Origin of the sequence: Parapedobacter sp. ISTM3 (assembly GCF_016533505.1) — a bacterium.
In the GTDB taxonomy this organism is placed as follows: Bacteria; Bacteroidota; Bacteroidia; order Sphingobacteriales; family Sphingobacteriaceae; genus Parapedobacter; species Parapedobacter luteus.
On the sequence record NZ_JAENGN010000010.1, the window covers coordinates 18,179 to 35,976 of the forward strand.

Annotated in this window: 15 protein-coding genes; 12 read left to right on the forward strand and 3 right to left on the reverse strand. The window is 46.1% G+C overall.

All coding sequences use genetic code 11. The annotated features are described in order from the left end of the window. The first annotated feature begins 259 nt into the window (after positions 1-259). Positions 260-2,725, forward strand: coding sequence for a YfhO family protein (locus tag JHJ32_RS14100; RefSeq protein WP_200121368.1), 2,466 nt, complete (start codon positions 260-262; stop codon positions 2,723-2,725). Here JHJ32_RS14100 and JHJ32_RS14105 read toward each other — a convergent pair. Beyond that, complete coding sequence (locus tag JHJ32_RS14105; RefSeq protein ID WP_079717968.1) at positions 2,712-3,308, reverse strand: ribonuclease HII; 597 nt, start codon at positions 3,306-3,308, stop codon at positions 2,712-2,714. The two genes, JHJ32_RS14100 and JHJ32_RS14105, sit on opposite strands and share 14 nt — an antisense overlap. A 315-nt stretch (positions 3,309-3,623) precedes the next feature. Here JHJ32_RS14105 and JHJ32_RS14110 point away from each other — a divergent pair, with 315 nt between their 5' ends. From JHJ32_RS14110 to JHJ32_RS14120, 3 genes are all read left to right on the forward strand, one after another. Continuing rightward, a complete protein-coding gene (locus JHJ32_RS14110; RefSeq protein WP_200121369.1) occupies positions 3,624-4,397 on the forward strand; it encodes a sulfur globule family protein in 774 nt (257 codons plus the stop codon). A 68-nt stretch (positions 4,398-4,465) separates the two neighbouring features. Then, positions 4,466-7,336 carry an outer membrane beta-barrel protein gene (locus tag JHJ32_RS14115; protein WP_200121370.1) on the forward strand — a complete coding sequence of 957 codons (2,871 nt, stop codon included), beginning with the start codon at positions 4,466-4,468 and terminating at the stop codon, positions 7,334-7,336. 52 nt (positions 7,337-7,388) lie between these two features. Continuing rightward, the gene (locus tag JHJ32_RS14120) at positions 7,389-8,615 is read left to right on the forward strand and encodes a pitrilysin family protein (RefSeq protein ID WP_200121371.1); all 1,227 of its coding nucleotides are present in this window, start codon (positions 7,389-7,391) and stop codon (positions 8,613-8,615) included. Positions 8,616-8,628: 13 nt separating this feature from the next. Here JHJ32_RS14120 and JHJ32_RS14125 read toward each other — a convergent pair whose 3' ends face one another. Then, complete coding sequence (locus JHJ32_RS14125) at positions 8,629-9,363, reverse strand: DUF481 domain-containing protein (RefSeq protein WP_200121372.1); 735 nt, start codon at positions 9,361-9,363, stop codon at positions 8,629-8,631. Positions 9,364-9,463: 100 nt separating this feature from the next. Between JHJ32_RS14125 and fabD the strand changes: the two genes are divergently transcribed. After that, positions 9,464-10,348 carry an ACP S-malonyltransferase gene (gene fabD, locus JHJ32_RS14130; RefSeq protein WP_200121373.1) on the forward strand — a complete coding sequence of 295 codons (885 nt, stop codon included), beginning with the start codon at positions 9,464-9,466 and terminating at the stop codon, positions 10,346-10,348. Here the strand turns inward: fabD and metK are convergent. Beyond that, the gene (metK, locus tag JHJ32_RS14135) at positions 10,343-11,596 is read right to left on the reverse strand and encodes a methionine adenosyltransferase (protein ID WP_200121374.1); all 1,254 of its coding nucleotides are present in this window, start codon (positions 11,594-11,596) and stop codon (positions 10,343-10,345) included. The two genes, fabD and metK, sit on opposite strands and share 6 nt — an antisense overlap. 301 nt (positions 11,597-11,897) lie before the next feature. Here metK and JHJ32_RS14140 point away from each other — a divergent pair, with 301 nt between their 5' ends. From JHJ32_RS14140 to JHJ32_RS14170, 7 genes are all read left to right on the forward strand, one after another. Then, positions 11,898-12,776, forward strand: a complete 879-nt coding sequence (locus JHJ32_RS14140; protein WP_200121375.1) for a diacylglycerol kinase family protein — start codon at positions 11,898-11,900, stop codon at positions 12,774-12,776. A 59-nt stretch (positions 12,777-12,835) separates the two neighbouring features. Further along, a complete protein-coding gene (locus JHJ32_RS14145; protein WP_079717959.1) occupies positions 12,836-13,177 on the forward strand; it encodes a translation initiation factor in 342 nt (113 codons plus the stop codon). Positions 13,178-13,624: 447 nt separating this feature from the next. After that, the gene (locus JHJ32_RS14150) at positions 13,625-14,455 is read left to right on the forward strand and encodes a MotA/TolQ/ExbB proton channel family protein (RefSeq protein WP_079717958.1); all 831 of its coding nucleotides are present in this window, start codon (positions 13,625-13,627) and stop codon (positions 14,453-14,455) included. A gap of 81 nt (positions 14,456-14,536) precedes the next feature. Then, a complete protein-coding gene (locus JHJ32_RS14155; RefSeq protein ID WP_079717957.1) occupies positions 14,537-15,163 on the forward strand; it encodes a biopolymer transporter ExbD in 627 nt (208 codons plus the stop codon). 33 nt (positions 15,164-15,196) lie between these two features. Beyond that, complete coding sequence (locus JHJ32_RS14160; protein WP_079717956.1) at positions 15,197-15,709, forward strand: biopolymer transporter ExbD; 513 nt, start codon at positions 15,197-15,199, stop codon at positions 15,707-15,709. Between the two features lie 24 nt (positions 15,710-15,733). Then, positions 15,734-16,567 (forward strand): energy transducer TonB, encoded by an 834-nt coding sequence (locus JHJ32_RS14165; RefSeq protein WP_079717955.1) that lies wholly within the window; start codon positions 15,734-15,736, stop codon positions 16,565-16,567. 281 nt (positions 16,568-16,848) lie between these two features. After that, entirely contained in the window at positions 16,849-17,769 is a 921-nt protein-coding gene (locus JHJ32_RS14170; RefSeq protein WP_200121376.1) for a PstS family phosphate ABC transporter substrate-binding protein, read from the forward strand. Positions 17,770-17,798 lie beyond the last annotated feature (29 nt).

Consider the following 17,798-nt stretch of genomic DNA (forward strand, 5'->3'; position numbering starts at 1 on the left):
AGCCGGGTCGCTTAATATCGCCATTACCAGTGTTGCGATATTCCGTGTTAGCTGAGTAGGTGGGTGGCAGTCACCATCGTAGAAACGAATCACTCCGACTTTATCCCAAGATATGCTGCATGTGGGTATCAGGCAAATTGCTCAACAGGGCCGTGCGACCGAAAGGTGATAAGGACAGTAAATTTTATTGGATAGGAGTTCGTGAATACGAGGCAATTTATCTAAGTTTGGCACTTTGTTATTACAACCATTGCGATAAATGAAGACCTGGTTCAACAACAATTCGACTCACTTGGCGGTGATTGGCGTTTTCATCGCCATCTGTTTTCTGTATTTTACTCCTGCCTGGCAAGGGAAAGTACTGTATCAGCAAGATGTGTTGCTCGCTCAGGCGGGGCAGAAGGAGATAGTAGATATCAAGGCCCGTGATGGCGATATGCCGCTCTGGACCAATTCCATGTTTGGCGGAATGCCGTCGTATCAAGTGCTGATGGAATTGCCCAATAACCTGACCACGTATTTGCTGCGGGGGTTTAAAGCAGTATTTCCACATCCCATCGACGTTGTGTTGTTATATTTGTTGGGGGCTTATCTATTGTTCACTGTTTTGAAGGTAAGGCCGTGGTTGGCCGCCGTGGGCGCTATTGCATTTGCGTTTTCGTCCTACAATTTTATTTATATCGAAGCAGGGCATGCCAATAAGACTTACGCTGTAGCCTTCATGGCACCGATATTGGCGGGCATATTGCTGGCGTTTCGAGGCAGATACCTATGGGGTGCTGTATTACTGGCATTAGCCATGGCGCTTGAAATTCGGGTAAATCACATTCAGGTGACGTACTATTTATTTCTGGCCGTGTTGATATTGGTGGGCATCGAGCTATACCATGCAGTCAAAGAAAAACGATTGTTAGGCTTCGGCAGGGCTATCGTATACCAAGCAGTGGCTGTACTCGTGGCTTTGGCGGTAAATGCTTCCTTATTGTGGCCGACCTATGAGTACAGTAAAGAAACGTTGCGAGGAAGGGCTAATTTAAAAACCGAAAATGCGCAACGGGCAGATAATGGCGTAAGCCGCGAATACGCTTACCAATGGAGCCAGGGGGTGGGAGAAAGCCTGACATTTTTAATACCTAATGCCTATGGCGGGGGAACTTCAACCCAACTGGATGCGAGTTCTAACGTGGCTAAGGTATTAATGAATCACGCATATTCACCCGAAGCCGCGGCTAACTTTCCGACTTATTGGGGAGAAAAAGATTTTACTTCGGGACCGTGGTATTTTGGTGCCGGAGTAGTCTTTTTATTTATATTGGGATTATTTGTTGTAAAAGGTAAGCTTAAGTGGTGGCTACTCGCGACGACAGCCTTGGTGCTGCTACTGTCGTTTGGACGGCATTTTCCATTGGTTTCAGATTTGTTCTTCAATTATTTTCCAATGTACAATAAGTTTAGGGCCGTTGAATCGGTGTTGATTATAGCAACACTGTCGGTTCCTATTCTGGCGGTTTTGACCGTGAGCGAAATCGCCACGCAAGGTGACAAGATCAAAAAATTGGATAAAAAGCTGCTATATGTCTTGTATGGTGTAGGAGGCGCCGTGCTGCTTATTGCGCTGTTGCCCGATGTATTCCTGAGCTTCAAGAGCTCCAACCACCAAGCGATGATTCAGCAATATGCGCAACAGCTACGGGACAATACCTTAGCCAACGAACTGGTGTCTGCATTGGTGAAAGACCGCGCCGCCTTGGCAAGGGCCGACGCGTTCCGGTCGCTGTTATTCATCGTTATTACATTCGGGCTGGTATGGTTACTCGTCAAAAACAAGCTAAAAGTGCAATCAGTCGTTATGCTGTTAGGTCTTGTTACGTTGATAGATCTATGGAGTGTAGACAAGCGGTACTTGAATGCAGATCGGTTTGTAGACAAATTGCAGCTAAATCGCCAATTTATACAGGAGCGTGAGGTAGATCGGCTTATTTTGATGGATAGGGATCCCAATTACCGTGTGTTTGACTTGACGACGAATCCTTTTGCGGATTCCCGTACGTCTTATTTTCACAAATCCATCGGTGGCTATCATGCCGCTAAGCTTATGCGTTATCAGGAAGTTATTGAACGGCAGTTTTCTGGTGCCATCAACGAAGATGTACTCGATATGCTCAACACCCGATACATCATCACGCGGGACAATAACCAGAACAGTGAACGCATCCAACGGCGCAATACAGCGGCTGGCAATGCATGGTTCGTAGAGAAAGTCACCTTAGTGAAAGACAATGAAGAAGAAATGCAAGCTATCAATGGGTTTGATCCGCGCAAAGAGGCTTTTATCCATGAAGAATTCAAACCATGGTTGGACGAAAAACGGTTGCGAACTCCAGTGAACGCCACCATTGAACTAACTTCTTATCGACCTGATCGGCTGGTATATGAATACTCTACGCCCAATGATGCATTGGCGGTATTTTCCGAAATATGGTATGACAAAGGTTGGAAGGCGTTTGTAGATGGCGAAGAGCTGCCGATTCTAAGGGCAAACTACCTTTTGCGTGCTTTGCAACTGCCAGGAGGAAACCATAAAGTCGAGTTTAAATTTGAACCGCAATCCTACCATCTGGGAGAAACGATTTCGTTGGTTGGCTCCATCGTCTTATTGTTCGGTATCGGTTTGGCCATTTGGCTGGAGGTAAGAAAAGGAACCGCACCGGTCAAAAAAGCTTAAGCTGGGGGTCAGTGACGCGGAAGGTTCGGCGATGATGAGGTGTAAACCCATGCTGTAGGATGGCGTTTCTATGCTGGATGGTTGGATAACCTTTGTTTTGGCACCAGCCGTATTCCGGAAACTCGGTAGCGAGGCTTTCCATGTATTCGTCGCGATAGGTTTTAGCAAGTATGGATGCTGCAGCAATCGATAAATACTTACCGTCGCCTTTTATAATACAACAATACGGGACCTGCTGATAAGGGATAAACCGGTTACCATCGACAATGATATATTCGGCTTTTAACGCCAAGGTGTCGAGCGCCCGATGCATTGCCAAATAGGAAGCGTTATGGATATTGATCCGATCGATCTCCTCAGCCGCCACGCTTGCCACTGCAAAAGCCAGGGCGTTCGATTCGATGATATGGCGCAGTTCTTGGCGTTGGGCAGCAGAAAGTTGTTTAGAATCCGTGAGTACCTCGTGTCTGAAGTCTTTTGAAAAGATGACAGCGGCGGCAAAGACAGGGCCGGCTAAACACCCCCTACCTGCTTCATCGCAGCCCGCTTCGAGAAGTATATCCTGATACCTAGGTAGTAGCATTATTCCAAACAGTTTCGTTAAACCGGTAGCAAACTTAGATAAGTTGACTTTTTTTCACAAGTGTTTATTTTCAGCAGCGTTTATGAAATCGCTGTGCTAAGCTTTTACACGTATTGGTTTTTCTTTCCTGCGAAGCAGGTGCATACGTTTGATTCGATGCGTTTTGTTGGAAAGCGGTTTGCTTTATTAGCGGAAGAGCAAGGGAAGATAGCCATTTTTTCAAGATTAAATCGGTTTAATACTTCGGTTGTAATAATTCTTATACAATTAAACTTATCACGTATGATGGTGTCAAAATCACACATTACAGTACAAATGACTAAGAATACTTGTACGTTATTGCTGTTTGTTTTTGTTGCAGTGAATCCAATATTCGCGCAGCGCAACAAAGGTAATGTCCAACAATCGCTGGATTGGGCGGCCTCCATTGTCATTGACGGCAAGCTTGACGAATGGGGAGACACACTAACCTATGAACACACCACGCAGAAATTTCGTTATCACATCAAGAACGATACGGAAAACCTGTACATCGCGATGCGGGTACTTGATAAGGATCGGCAGATGCAAATTTTTGCACAGGGGCTCGCCTGTATGGTTAACATTAAGGGCAAAAAAAGGGAGGGGCCTACGGTATATTTCCCCGTTGCGGACCGCTTGGCATTCCGTTCGATTATGTCTGCAGACAACGACAATCGTCCCGATGACATGCGAAAAGGGGCCCTTGAAGCTATACGGGCGATTTACGTAATGCGGTTTGAAGACATACTCGACGGCCAAATTTCCCTCGAAAATACATACGGAGTACAAGCACAAGCCACATTGGATACGGCCGATGCGCTGTGTGTTGAAATGGCAATTCCATTGAATCGCTTGGGCGTGTCTGTCGGCGACACCGGAGAGTTGGCTTTCAACATCAAAATCAACGGCGTGATGATACCCGGCAGTGGTAGCTCAGCCAGTACGATGAGACGCGGTTATGGGTATCCATATGGCTACGGATATCCCTACGGATATGGACAGCCGACACCGTCAAAACCAAGAGAAGAACCCGGCGTGTGGGTGGTGGCACCTTTGGCTAAAGAATAATTTTTTATTTATTAATAATGACAATTAGCAATCAATCAGGTATTAGACAAACATTTACAGTAAGTCTTTTGAGCGTTTTATTGACCTCGCTCAGCGTTCTGGGATTTTCCCAAACCAACAAACGGGTGCAAGGCACGTTAAGCAATCAGCGAGGTGAACCCGTTGTAGGCGCCTCCATTAAACTCGTCTCGCCCCTCGACTCTGTGCACACAAGCTCCGGTGCAGGAGGTCTTTTTACGTTCACCAATATAAAAGGCGATCGTTTTGTCCTTACGGTAACCAGTCTGGGCCTCGACACGCTTCAGCGGAGCTTTGCTTTCGAAGCAGGGAAAAATGAGCTGATGCTGCCCGTAAGCCTAAACGAATCGAGCCAAATGCTCGCAGAGGTGTCCGTCACGGGTGTCGCCGCAATGACGGTTAAGGAAGATACACTCGAATACGCAACTAAAGATCTAAGGCTTCGCGAAGGGGCGTTGGTACAGGATGCATTGAAAAAGCTCGACGGTGTGGAAGTCGATAAGGACGGCAATGTTACCGCTCAGGGCGAAAGTGTAACGCGTGCTCGGATTAATGGCCGCGACTATTTCGGTGGGGATATAAAGGCTGCTATACAGAACCTGCCAGCGGAAATCATCGAAAAAATCCAGATTGTGGATGACTATGGCGATATGGCCAACCTGACCGGTAACCGTAGCGGCAGCCCCGAGCGGGTATTAAACCTGGAAATCGCTCCCGAGAATAATAATGGTGAATACGGCAATTTCCGTGTGGGCGGCGGTACGGAAGAACGCTATCAGGCAACAGGATCGTATGGCAAATTTAAAGATGGCATGCAATTATCGGTCTTGGGAAACTTGAATAATGTAAACGCGAATATGTTTGATTTCAACATACGAGGTGGCGGTGCCCGTCGCGGACCCGGTGGCGGCAGCTTCGGTGGCATGGGCGGTGGTGGTTTTGCCCGAGGCGGGATGGGCGGCGGCGGTTTCGGTGGCAGCGACGGGATCACCAATACACAGTCTATCGGTATCAACTACCGCCAAGATATCAATGACAAATTATTGATGTACGGTGATTATAGTTTCGGTCATACCGATAACACGACGCTGAGCGACCGGTTGGAAGAAGTTATCGCTTCGGGAGAAAATACCTTTATATCAAGTAACATGAACAATGGAAGTATCGGTAACGACCATCGGTTCAGTTGGAATGTTGAATACAAACCAGATCAGAAAAACTTCATTAAGTTTTCACCTAATTTCAGTTATCGGCAAAACCGGGGAGATAACTTATCGTTGAGCAGAAATAGGTTGGGCGATGTACTTGTAAATGATCTTGAAAATAATCAAACTAATCGGTCTTACTCACCGAACTACGGTGCCAGTGGCTTGTATAACCGTCGATTGAGCGACAACGGCCGTAACATCTTTGTAAATTTCTCCATTAATACGGCGAGTACTGAACAGGACCAGGAACGGATCATTAATTCGATCGTGTTTCAAGGCTCGGTAGAAGATTACCTTGCCGAATATGAACAGCATTTAGTGGATCTTCAGAACAAAAGCCTCAATGGCGGGACGACCGTTTCTTATATCGAGCCAGTTGGCAAGAACAGCACGGTAGAGGCAAGTTATGATTTTAATTTTGCGTCATATGACAATAATAGGAGGGCCAACGCTTATAATTTGGATGGGGCAATTATTGACCAGCCGGGGTATAACGTGGATCAGCAGTACGACTACACGTTTTATACACACCGTGGATCCCTAACCTATCGGTACCGTAAAGATAAATGGAATTACTCGCTCGGTGTGGCGGCACAGCCCAATCTACTAAGGGGGGCTGCGAATGTCAACGGCGAGTATGTTCCCATTAGCCGAGACGGCTTTAACTGGATGCCGGTGGCACGGTTGGAGTATGAGATGTCCCGCACCAAACGGTTTAATGTAAATTATACCGGGCGGGCCACCGAGCCGAGTGTGACTCAAATACAACCTTTCACGGACTATTCGAATCCAAATGCGCCCGTGACCGGTAATCCGAACCTTAATGCAGAGTTCACACACGAACTCCGTATCAATTACCGTAATTTTGACATCAGTAATGGGACGTCTTTCTTCGTCGGCGCTACCGGGTCGTTGGCGGAAGATAAAATTGTGACCAATCGGACAACAATCCCCAATCACCCAACGTTAGGGGTCGTGCAGGAAACCGAGTATCTCAATACCAGCGGATTTTATAACGCACGGGGTTTTTACAACTTCTCAAAACCGTTTTCGAATCGGACCTATACCATCTCTTATGGTGGGATGGTCATGTACAATAACAATGTCTCATTCACAACTTCGGACGTTGCTACCCCGGGCGCTGAACCGGACTTCCAGACATTGCGCAATATTGCAAAAAATTGGCTGATAAGCCAAAACATTAATTTCCGGTATAACCCTTCTGAATTTGTAGAGGTCGTACCCGGAATACGTTATACGTACAACACCACAACCAATACCGTGGTATCCCGCAATAATGCGGATAATAATATTTCAACTTGGGCTTTTACGTTGAATGGTTCGGTCAACCTCTCCCCTACCTGGATATTCGGAGCGGATTTGGCAAAAACAACCAACAACGGTTACAGTGCTTCGGTGCAGGCTAATCCATTTATCATCAATTCGTATATCGAAAAGCAGTTTTTTAAAGGCAGGACTGGCGCAATCCGATTCCAAGCTTTCGATTTGCTTAATGAACAGATCAACGTTTCACGGAATGTGACCGAAAATATGATCGTCGATAGCCGCAGCAATCGCTTGGCACGCTATTTTATGCTTACGGTGTCTTACCGCTTTTCAAATTTTGCTGGGGGAAACATGTTTGACCGTCCCGGTGGGCCCGGAGGTCCAGGAGGCTGGAGAGGCGATCGCAGACCCGGAGGTGGAGGCTAAAAAACCTACTGGGTTCTGAAAACCCAGCAGGTTTTTGTTATCTTGCGTGGCAATGGAATACGATCTTATTCAGTTACCCAACGGCATCCGGGTAATCCAACATCACTCCACATCGCCGGTGTCTCATGCATGTATGATCATCAATGCCGGAGCAAGGGATGAGCAAGAGGGGCATTACGGGTTGGCTCATTTCATCGAGCATCTGTTGTTTAAGCAAACGGAAAAACGCAATACTACACAAATATTAAATAGGCTTGAGGCCGTAGGGGGCGATCTGAATGCCTACACTACCAAAGAGTATACCTGTGTTCACGCGTCTTTCCTAACACCGTATTTGGCACGAGCGTTGGATCTCTTTGAAGATTTGTTTTTTCATTCGGTTTTTCCGGAAAGCGAGATGGAAAAAGAAAAAGGGGTAATTCTGGATGAGATGGCTTCTTATTGGGACAGTCCCGAAGAGGCCATCATGGATGATTTTGAAGACCTACTCTTTCAAGGACATGCACTTGGACATAATATATTGGGTACGGTTGATGATCTGAAACGACTTACCAAGGCCGATATCGTTAATTTTATCCAGCGGAATTACAATACGCATGAGATTGTGATTGGCGTCACCGGTGATTATTCCCTAAAGGAGGTACGAGGTATTGCCAACCGGATTCTGGGCAAGATTCCGGAAAGTCGAAACCGGCGATATCGGCAGGCTCCTACCCAATACGGAAACCACCATGCGGTCATTAAGAAACCCATAAACCAAGCACATTATGTGATGGGTGGGTTGGCTTACGACATTCATCATGAATATAAGACCGGGTTATTGCTGCTCAACAATATACTGGGGGGGATGGGCATGAGCTCGAGACTCAATTTGGTCGTGCGCGAACGGCATGGTATTGCATACACCATTGAATCCAATTATACACCGCTTTCTGACACGGGATTGTTTCATATCTACTTTGGTACCGATGAGGAGAAAGCGGACAAGGCGCGACGGTTGGTAGGACAACAGCTGAAAAAAATGCGCGAACAAAAGCTCGGGGTGATGCAGCTTTATCAAGCGAAAAAGAAGTTTAAGGGACAGATAGCGTTGGGCGAAGAAAACAGGCTTAATTTAATCATCACGTTGGCCAAAAGCCTATTGGATTATGGTAGCGTGCAGACGTTGGATGAGGTGTTTGCCAAAATCGATGCCGTTACGGCCGATCAATTATTAGCGATTGCGAATGAGATTTTCGCAGATGACCACCTCTCAAGCCTGAGCTTCGTGCCCGAATAACGCAACAATACATTCAAAAATACCGTTCAAAAGCCAGCCCGTATGTAAATAGGAGATTTTCGCTGTCCGTACGGTTGATTCGATTGTACGTCAACGCTGCTTTGAGGCTTAGCCCTCTGTTGAGTTGAAAGGAAATGTCATTATTCAGCCGGATGTTGAAATCGGACCCTTTGGTAAGCGAAGGTTGGTAAAAATTGGTGCCTTGCAGGACGACAAATTGCCTGATCGTAAACTTATAAACGAGGCGGAATGAATTGCGTATGGTCTGGTAGTGTATAGGAATATCGTTTTCAAGAATACTGCTGGCGTCAAAAAGCAAACCATCACTGATGTTGAGGTAGGCTACGTCACTATCCAGCATGCTATAGGCCACGCCAGCGCCGGTAAGGAGCTGGTTTTTGATCCGCAATGAATAGCTGGTGTTGTAATTTGCCAGCCCCCAATAAAAGAAACGCCCACTGGTGCGGTAAAAGTTGGCGTCGAAGCTGGCTGAATAGTCGTTGTTCGTCGTTGCACCGTCTTGTCGCCCATAAAGCCAGTTATTATTCAGATTGAGGCGTATCCGCTCTTTTTGAATAGAAAACCGCAATCCGTTATTAAAAAGGAAGGCACTCTGATTATTGGTCTTATTAATCGAGTTGGTAGCCGAAAGCTGCACATAATAGTGCGTGCTGTCGGTCCACTGCGCGCAGGCAACGGCGACGACCCAACAACAGCCCATAACGATGCATGCAATTCGCTTGACCATGGAAAACAAACTTAGCTAAATTGCCTTAATTTTTTGCTGTCAAATGATATCTTTGCCGATATCTTTTTACCTATATGCATAGATTAAACGGAACAACGAGATGAAGCATGCTTATATATTTCCCGGACAGGGCGCCCAATTTGTAGGTATGGGCAACGATCTGTATAACCATAATGAAGAAACTAAGTTTTTGTTTGAACAAGCTAATGAGATTCTGGGATTCCGTATTACGGATGTGATGTTCGAGGGCACAGACGAAGATTTAAAACAGACCAAGGTCACCCAACCCGCTATTTTTTTACATTCCGTTATCCTGGCGCGTGCATTAGGGAAAACGTTCAATCCAGACATGGTAGCCGGACACTCGTTAGGTGAATTTTCGGCGTTGGTAGCGGCCCAAGCGTTGCGCTTTGAAGATGGGTTGCAGCTGGTGGCCGCACGTGCCAATGCGATGCAGGCAGCTACGGAGATCCAGCCGTCTACAATGGCCGCTATCTTAGGGCTCGATGATTTTATCGTGGAGGATATTTGCCAGCGCGTCAGTGACGTGGTAGTGCCAGCCAACTACAATTGCCCTGGGCAATTGGTAATTTCAGGGTCGATTGAAGGTGTAGACAAAGCCTGCGAATTGCTGCTGGAGGCCGGGGCAAAACGGGCGCTGAAGCTTAATGTAGGTGGGGCATTCCATTCACCTTTGATGGAAGCTGCCAAAGTGGCGTTGCAAGCGGCTATAGAAGCAACGGTTATCAACGAACCGGTTTGCCCGATTTATCAAAACATCGATGCAAAACAGTATACCGACCCCGAGGCGATAAAGCACAACCTTATCGAACAGCTCACTGGGCCGGTACGTTGGACGCAAACCATTCTGCACATGATTGAAAGTGGGGCTACATCGTTTACGGAGGTAGGGCCAGGCAATGTGTTGCAAGGGCTGGTCAAAAAGATTAACCGCCAGGTGCAAACAGCCGCTGCAGCCTTATAGGCCGAATGCGGCTTTCACACGGTCTACATAATCGAGCTTTTCCCAGGTAAATAGTTCTACGTCCTGTGAGGTGGTCTCGCCGTTGCTGTTTTCAAAGGTCTTTGTCACCGTACGTGGCTCGCGTCCCATGTGACCATATGCAGCCGTTTCCGAATAAATCGGATTGCGCAGTTTGAGGCGGGTCTCGATGCCGTAAGGTGTCATATCAAACAATTCCTGGATTTTGCGGGCAATTTCACTATCGGATAGTTCTACTTTTGAGGTACCATATGTGTTGACGTATATGCCAATGGGATCCTTTACGCCGATAGCATAAGAAATCTGTACCAACAACTCATCAGCTACACCTGCGGCCACGAGATTTTTCGCGATATGACGCGTCGCATAGGCCGCTGATCGATCTACCTTGGATGGATCTTTGCCAGAAAAGGCCCCGCCGCCATGGCCGCCTTTACCACCATACGTGTCGACGATGATTTTCCTTCCGGTTAATCCGGTGTCTCCGTGTGGGCCGCCAATCACAAATTTCCCAGTGGGGTTAATATGATATGTGATCTGGTCGGTAAAAAGCTGTTGCAACTCGGGCTTCAATTGGGCTTTTACTCTGGGAATAAGGATATTTACCATGTCAGATTTGATCCGGTCAAGCATCGCGGCTTCGTTGTCGAACTCGTCATGCTGTGTAGATATCACAATGGCGTCAATTCGGATGGGCCTATGATTGTCATCATATTCCAACGTTACTTGTGCTTTTGAATCAGGCCTTAGGTATTTTATCTGGTCATGTTCGCGACGCAATGCGGCTAGTTCATAAAGCAGCTTATGGGCTAGGTCGAGGGCTAAAGGCATCAGGTTTTCGGTTTCATTGTTGGCGTACCCAAACATGATTCCTTGATCCCCGGCGCCTTGCTCCTGCTTTTCTTTACGGTCTACACCTTGATTGATATCTGGAGACTGCTCATGTATAGCGGAGAGGATGCCACACGAATTGGCTTCAAACATGTATTCGGACTTGGTGTACCCGATACGTTCGATTACCGATCGGGTGATTTTTGGTACATCGAGGTATATTTTAGACTTAACCTCCCCCGCAAGCACCACCTGCCCCGTGGTGACCAGTGTTTCAATGGCAACGCGCGAGTCAGGATCCCATGCCAAGAAGTTGTCAATAAGCGCATCAGAAATTTGATCAGCTATCTTATCTGGATGTCCTTCGGAAACGGACTCTGAAGTGAATAAATAAGGCATACTGTATTATTTGTATTAATCTATAATGTATAAATATCAAATGGCTGAAATGAGGGAAAGCATGTTTTTAGCACTTTTTTATCGTGGTTGCAATCCTATGAAGGCTCTGGACGGCTATCATATCCAAATCAATCCACATTTCACGCTGCAAAGCTACAATACTTTTGTTGTTTTCAAAACAGGCGGATGGCGATTCGTTATTCCGAGTCGACCGATGTTAAGTTTTTATAAATTGTTGCCATATACATAGAAATATACCAATATTGCTGATACATTTGTCATGGTAAACACGCCAAGAGGCATGGGGAAAAGGAAGCGCATTTTATTTATTATTAATCCAATATCTGGCGGCAAGAAAAAAAGAGGCTTCGAGAAGCGCGTCATGGAAGATCTTGACTTGGCGTTATATGATCCCGAGTTTGTTTTAACGGGGCATATCGGCCATGCCAACGAGTTGGCTACAAAAGCCGTAGCCGATGACGTAGAGGTAGTTGTGGCGGTGGGGGGAGACGGTACGATCAATGAAATCGCATCGGCCCTGAATGGTACCGATACGATATTGGGTATTATTCCCGAAGGATCAGGCAATGGGCTGGCCTTATACCTGGGTATCCCACTCAATGAACGCGCCGCAGTGAAGCGGCTGAATCGGTTTGAGCACATGACCATCGATAGTGGCGTTATCAATGGCCTGTTTTTTTTTAATATGGCCGGCATAGGGTTTGACGCTTCGGTAAGCGATCGGTTTGCGAATGATTCGCTTCGAGGGCCAATAGGGTATCTAAAGGCGGTTTTGACCGAAATTAGCACCTATAAACCAAAACAATATGTGCTGGATATTGATGGGGATCGTTTCGAACGCGAGGCATTTATGATAAGTGTGGCGAATTCACCGCAATATGGTAATAATGCATATGTTGCACCGCAGGCTTCAGTAACCGATGGTCTATTGGATGTTTGCATCGTTCATAAGTTTCCCTTATATACCATTCCGATGATGGTGTTTCACCTGTTTAATAAGACAGCGGATCAATCCGAATATGTAGAGATTATCCCTGGCAGGCGGATCCACATTGAGCGGACGTATATCGGGTCCGTGCACGTGGATGGCGAACCCAAAGCGATGGGCAAAGTGCTGGATATCGCAGTAAATCCCAGTACATTGACAATTCTTTGTTGAACGTAGTGTAATTTTGTTATTGAACGTAATTTATTCGCAAAATAACCGTTTACTAAAGCATGAAGAAGAAACAGCGGTATAGCGGCATTGTGTATTCCACAGACGATGCCTTCGTATACCACGAAGAGGAACCGAACGAAGAATCTACACTGTCAAAAAACAAACAGGACTTGCGCGTGATGCTGGATAAGAAAATGCGGGGCGGGAAAATGGTAACGCTTGTCAAGGGCTTTGTGGGAACGCCAGAAGATTTGGAGGCGTTAGGCAAACTGTTAAAACAAAAATGCGGAGTGGGAGGAAGCGCTAAGCAGGGTGAGATTATTATTCAAGGTGATTTTAGGCAGCGAGTGTTGCAATTGTTGATTGATGAAGGATATCGAGCTAAATTGGCAGGGGGATAACAATCAACCTAACCGGAAGTAACAAAAAAAATATATTGATTAATAAAAGCGGCGAAGTCTTGTTTCATTAAATCATTTATTATTAGTTAGTTGTATGTTGGCGTAGCGTTGGTATACACTATCCATTCATGTTTAAACGCTATTATACACTACTCGGTAGCTATTTATTTGAATGTTTAATTTGCAATTACAAAAAAAAATAGTTTTCATTGTAAAAAAATTGCTTTTGGATTACAGAAGCGATGTTTGTTTAAGGTGTGTTGATGCTGCTGCTGCGCACCCCGGCATGTAAATAAGTTTTACTAAACAATTATTGACAAAGATTTTGTTTTTAGTATAAAACACTATATTTGCTTTAACCATTTTTAGTGGTTAGTAGTGGATTAAATTGCACAAATTACTTAAAAATCATATTTAACAACGTTAAAATCTAAAAATTCAAAAAAAATGGCAAACGCACCAAAAACAAGTACAGCAAAAAAGGAAAAGAGCAACTCAACATCCAACGTTTTTGCAAGTCTGGCAATTATTATTTGTTTCGTCATCGGCGCATTGGTTTGGAGATTCATCATGGGCGATCCGAATAACTTTGTCGATGGCGATCCGGAGAATCGGCCTTTAGAGGGCAATTACTTAGGGATGGTATACCATGCCGGATATGTGGTGCCGGTATTGCTGGGGTTGTTCCTGATGGTATGGGTATTTGCGGTTGAACGCTTCATCGTGATTGGAAGGGCTTCTGGAAAAGGCAATGTGGGCAACTTCGTGCGGAAAATTCAGTCTCTTATCGGAGGAGGCAACATTGATTCGGCCATCTCAGAGTGCGATAAGCAACAAGGATCGGTAGCAAATGTTATCAAGGCAGGTCTGCTTAAATATAAAGATGTATCGGCAAACCCAAACCTTGATACCGATCAAGCTACTGTAGCTATCCAAAAGGAAATCGAAGAAGCGACCGCGTTGGAAATGCCAATGCTCGAAAAGAACCTTACCATCATCGCTACGCTGGTTTCTATCGGTACATTGACAGGGCTATTAGGTACGGTAACAGGGATGATCAGGGCGTTCTCCGCATTAGCTACCGGTGGTGCTCCGGACTCTGCTGCACTGGCAAACGGTATCTCTGAGGCGTTGATTAACACGGCTACAGGTATCGCTACCTCGACGGTAGCCATCGTATTCTATAACATCTTTACATCTAAGATAGATACATTAACTTACTCGATTGACGAAGCTGGGTTTTCTATCGTACAGACTTACGCAGCTACGCACAAATAGTAAAAAATTTCATCCGGCTTATGGAATGCCGGATGAATGTGCATCTTATCAATACGAAGTAGGCAACTAAAATTATAAATTATGCCAAGGGTAAAAGTTAAAAGAGCCAGTACGACGATAGACATGACCGCGATGTGTGACGTGTCGTTCTTGCTGCTCACGTTTTTTATATTGACAGCCACAGCCCGGCAACCCGAACCGATGCCGGTAGATACGCCGGCGTCGGCTACACAAGTAAAATTGCCAGACGATGATTTGGGGTTGATTACGGTGGGCGATGGAGGCAAAGTGTTCTTTGGTGTGGTAAACAGGAATGCACGAGCCCGGATGCTAGAGCTTATGTCAGAAAAATATTCCATCGCATTTACCCCTGAAGAAAAGGCCGAGTTTTCGACGATGGAGAGTTTCGGCGTGCCGATGGGCAATTTGAAACAACTGATCAATCTGGGTACTAATGATCGTGTAAAGCCCGGTCTGCAACCTGGTATTCCCATCGATTCTACCGATGCACTCAGCAATGAGTTGTTCCATTGGATTTATTCGGCTCGCGTTGCGACGAAGGAGTTGAAGAATGCCGAGATGCGGGTGTCAATAAAAGGGGATGCCAATGAAAAGTATCCCGAGATCAAGAAAGTAATGGATGTGTTGCAAAGCCAAAAGGTGAATAAGTTTAGTTTGATCACCAGTCTTCGTAGCGAGGATTTTTAGTAGCAATGCAATTTAAACATAAAGGATAAAAAAATGGCAGAATTAAATACCGGTGGTAAGCAGCAGCCGAGAGTAGACTTGACAGCCATGGTGGATTTGGCGTTTCTCTTGATCACGTTTTTCATGCTTACCACTTCCATCAACAAGCCCAATGCCATGGACGTGGCCATGCCGGATAAAAACGAAGACAATCCGGAAGATAGACTTGAGGTGGCCGACAACCGGACGCTGACGTTGTTGCTGGGTAGCAACAATAAGATCGAATGGTATCACGGCGATTACAGCAATCCCCTAGAAGGGCCAGAGATCGTGGATTATGGTAAGGATGGGGTTCGGCCTATCCTGATCAAAAAGATGGAACAGGTGAGACAGCAGACAGGAAAAGACCTGATCATTGTTGTGCGTCCCAGTGATAAGTCTACTCACCGCAATTTGGTAGATATTCTGGATGAAATGAATATTATCAAAGCACCAATATATATGATTGGTACCATCAGCGATGCGGAAATAGAAGTGTTGCAACGGGACAACCTGTATAATGATTGACAATAACCACAGAATACGATAGCTATGATAGGTTCAAAATTAGATATTTTTAAGAAAGAATGGCTCGATGTGGTATTTGACGGTCGGAACAAGTCTTATGGAGCATACGATCTCCGTAAGTTGTCGCCTAAGGCCACCAATATCGGGTTGTTTTCGGCTTCCGTCGTATTCGTACTACTTCTAATGTCGCCGGCGATTGCACGGTGGATGGGAATAGAAATGGGCGATGATGGGCCAGTTGAACAAATTATTGAAACAGAGGTTGTGCTCTCAGAGCCGCCACCTGTAAACGAGGAGGAACCTCCTCCCCCCCCTCCGGTTGAGCCTCCTCCGCCTCGGGTAGACCAGGTGCGGATGCCTGAGCCGAAGGTTGTTCCCGCCGAGCAGGTGCAAGACGAGGAACCTCCTACGGTAGAACAGCTTAAATTGGCTGATCCCGGGTCAAAGACCATAGAAGGTGACCCCAATGCAGAAATCCGTATTGATCTGCCTGTCGGCGAAGGTGAGATCGACGCTGAGGTAACAGAAACATCCAGTGATCAGGTCTTCCAATCAGTAGAGATTAATCCAGAACCGCCAGGTGGGATGAAGGAATTCATGGAGTGGATTGCTAAGAATTACGATTATCCGCAGGCGGCTATCGAGGCGGGCGTGAATGGTCAGGTGCAGATTTCGTTCGTGGTAGAACGCGACGGAAGCTTAACTGACTTGAGAGTTGTGCGGGATTTGAAATATGGAACGGGCGAGGCAGCTTTAAAGCTTTTGCAGAAAGCTAAGAAATGGAGCCCCGGTATCCAGAATGGACGGCCGGTTCGCGTAGCCTATACATTGCCTATCCGACTTAACCTTCAGCAATAGGTAAGTTGGCCGCTAGATACTATAGGGATAATAATGGCAGACAGAAATCGCCCACCAAGCGGTTTCTGTCTGTTTTGGGGCTGTTTATGTTTGGTTTTTACTTTGCATTAGGCCTGGCCATCATTTTTTGGAAAAATTTTCCGCTAGAATTGGATAGTACCCTGCGGACGTTGTTTGGGATATTATTGGTGGTCTATTCTTTCTTTCGTTTTATCCGACTTTGGCAGAGTCGATAGTTCGAAGCAGTTAATTTAAAAAAAACATGATATTTTTTCATAACAATGAAAAAATTAGTATTATTACCCGTCTTTTTTGGTCTTGCTGCTTCGTTGTGGTCATGTAGCAATCGTGAAAATAATAGTCAGTCAGGCGAAAGCCGGACCATCGTGAGCGGACAATTGCAGGTGCTTGCAGATGAAACGCTGCTCCCTATCATGGAAGAGCAGGTGACGGTGTTTGAGCACTTGTACCGCCGGGCTGATGTAGAGTTGGGGGGCGCCCGGGAAAGCCAGGTCGTGAGTAAGCTTTTGAATAAGGAAGTGGAGGTGGTTGTATTGACGAGATTATTGACCGAAGAAGAGACAGCGTTCTTTAAAGCCCGTAAGTTTGTGCCTCAGGTATATAAGTTTGCAACGGATGCGATAGCGTTTGTAGTGAATAAGCAGGTTTCCGATTCAACCATTACATTGGATCACATTACGGAGATCCTGCGGGGTAATGCCGGCATTGGTTCGCTGAGCAGGCTGGTGTTTGATAATCCGAATTCAAGCACCGTTCGGCTGCTTAAGGAAATAGCAGGCATAGATTCCCTACCGACGACGGGTGTTTATGCAATGCAGTCTAATCCGGAGGTGCTCAAGTATGTATACGAAACGCCGCAATCTGTGGGAGTGGTGGGGATCAACTGGATAGCGCGGCCCGATAGCAGTATACAGAAGTACATCGATGGGGTTAAGGTTTTGGCGCTAAAAGGGCGGCAGGGTGAGATTGGTGGCGATGGATATTACAAGCCGTCGCAGTCAAACTTAGCGGAGAATCTGTATGCGCTTGCCCGCCCGGTGTACATCATCAATGCTGAGCCCCGAAAGAGTTTAGGCATGGGGTTTGCCGCGTTCTTAACGGGTGAGTCCGGTCAACGGGTAGTTTTAAAATCCGGCTTGATGCCGGATAGTTTACCACCAAGGGAATTGATTATCAGATAGTAATAAAGGTTGAACACTAAATAAAATGA

Excerpts from the sequence above, each read along its gene's own strand:
- JHJ32_RS14100 (WP_200121368.1), top strand. The coding sequence starts at position 260 with ATGAAGACCTGGTTCAACAACAATTCGACTCACTTGGCGGTGATTGGC.
- JHJ32_RS14105 (WP_079717968.1), bottom strand. The coding sequence starts at position 3,308 with ATGCTACTACCTAGGTATCAGGATATACTTCTCGAAGCGGGCTGCGAT.
- JHJ32_RS14110 (WP_200121369.1), top strand. The coding sequence starts at position 3,624 with ATGACTAAGAATACTTGTACGTTATTGCTGTTTGTTTTTGTTGCAGTG.
- JHJ32_RS14120 (WP_200121371.1), top strand. The coding sequence starts at position 7,389 with ATGGAATACGATCTTATTCAGTTACCCAACGGCATCCGGGTAATCCAA.
- JHJ32_RS14125 (WP_200121372.1), bottom strand. The coding sequence starts at position 9,363 with ATGGTCAAGCGAATTGCATGCATCGTTATGGGCTGTTGTTGGGTCGTC.
- fabD (WP_200121373.1), top strand. The coding sequence starts at position 9,464 with ATGAAGCATGCTTATATATTTCCCGGACAGGGCGCCCAATTTGTAGGT.
- metK (WP_200121374.1), bottom strand. The coding sequence starts at position 11,596 with ATGCCTTATTTATTCACTTCAGAGTCCGTTTCCGAAGGACATCCAGAT.
- JHJ32_RS14140 (WP_200121375.1), top strand. The coding sequence starts at position 11,898 with ATGGGGAAAAGGAAGCGCATTTTATTTATTATTAATCCAATATCTGGC.
- JHJ32_RS14145 (WP_079717959.1), top strand. The coding sequence starts at position 12,836 with ATGAAGAAGAAACAGCGGTATAGCGGCATTGTGTATTCCACAGACGAT.
- JHJ32_RS14150 (WP_079717958.1), top strand. The coding sequence starts at position 13,625 with ATGGCAAACGCACCAAAAACAAGTACAGCAAAAAAGGAAAAGAGCAAC.
- JHJ32_RS14155 (WP_079717957.1), top strand. The coding sequence starts at position 14,537 with ATGCCAAGGGTAAAAGTTAAAAGAGCCAGTACGACGATAGACATGACC.
- JHJ32_RS14160 (WP_079717956.1), top strand. The coding sequence starts at position 15,197 with ATGGCAGAATTAAATACCGGTGGTAAGCAGCAGCCGAGAGTAGACTTG.
- JHJ32_RS14165 (WP_079717955.1), top strand. The coding sequence starts at position 15,734 with ATGATAGGTTCAAAATTAGATATTTTTAAGAAAGAATGGCTCGATGTG.
- JHJ32_RS14170 (WP_200121376.1), top strand. The coding sequence starts at position 16,849 with ATGAAAAAATTAGTATTATTACCCGTCTTTTTTGGTCTTGCTGCTTCG.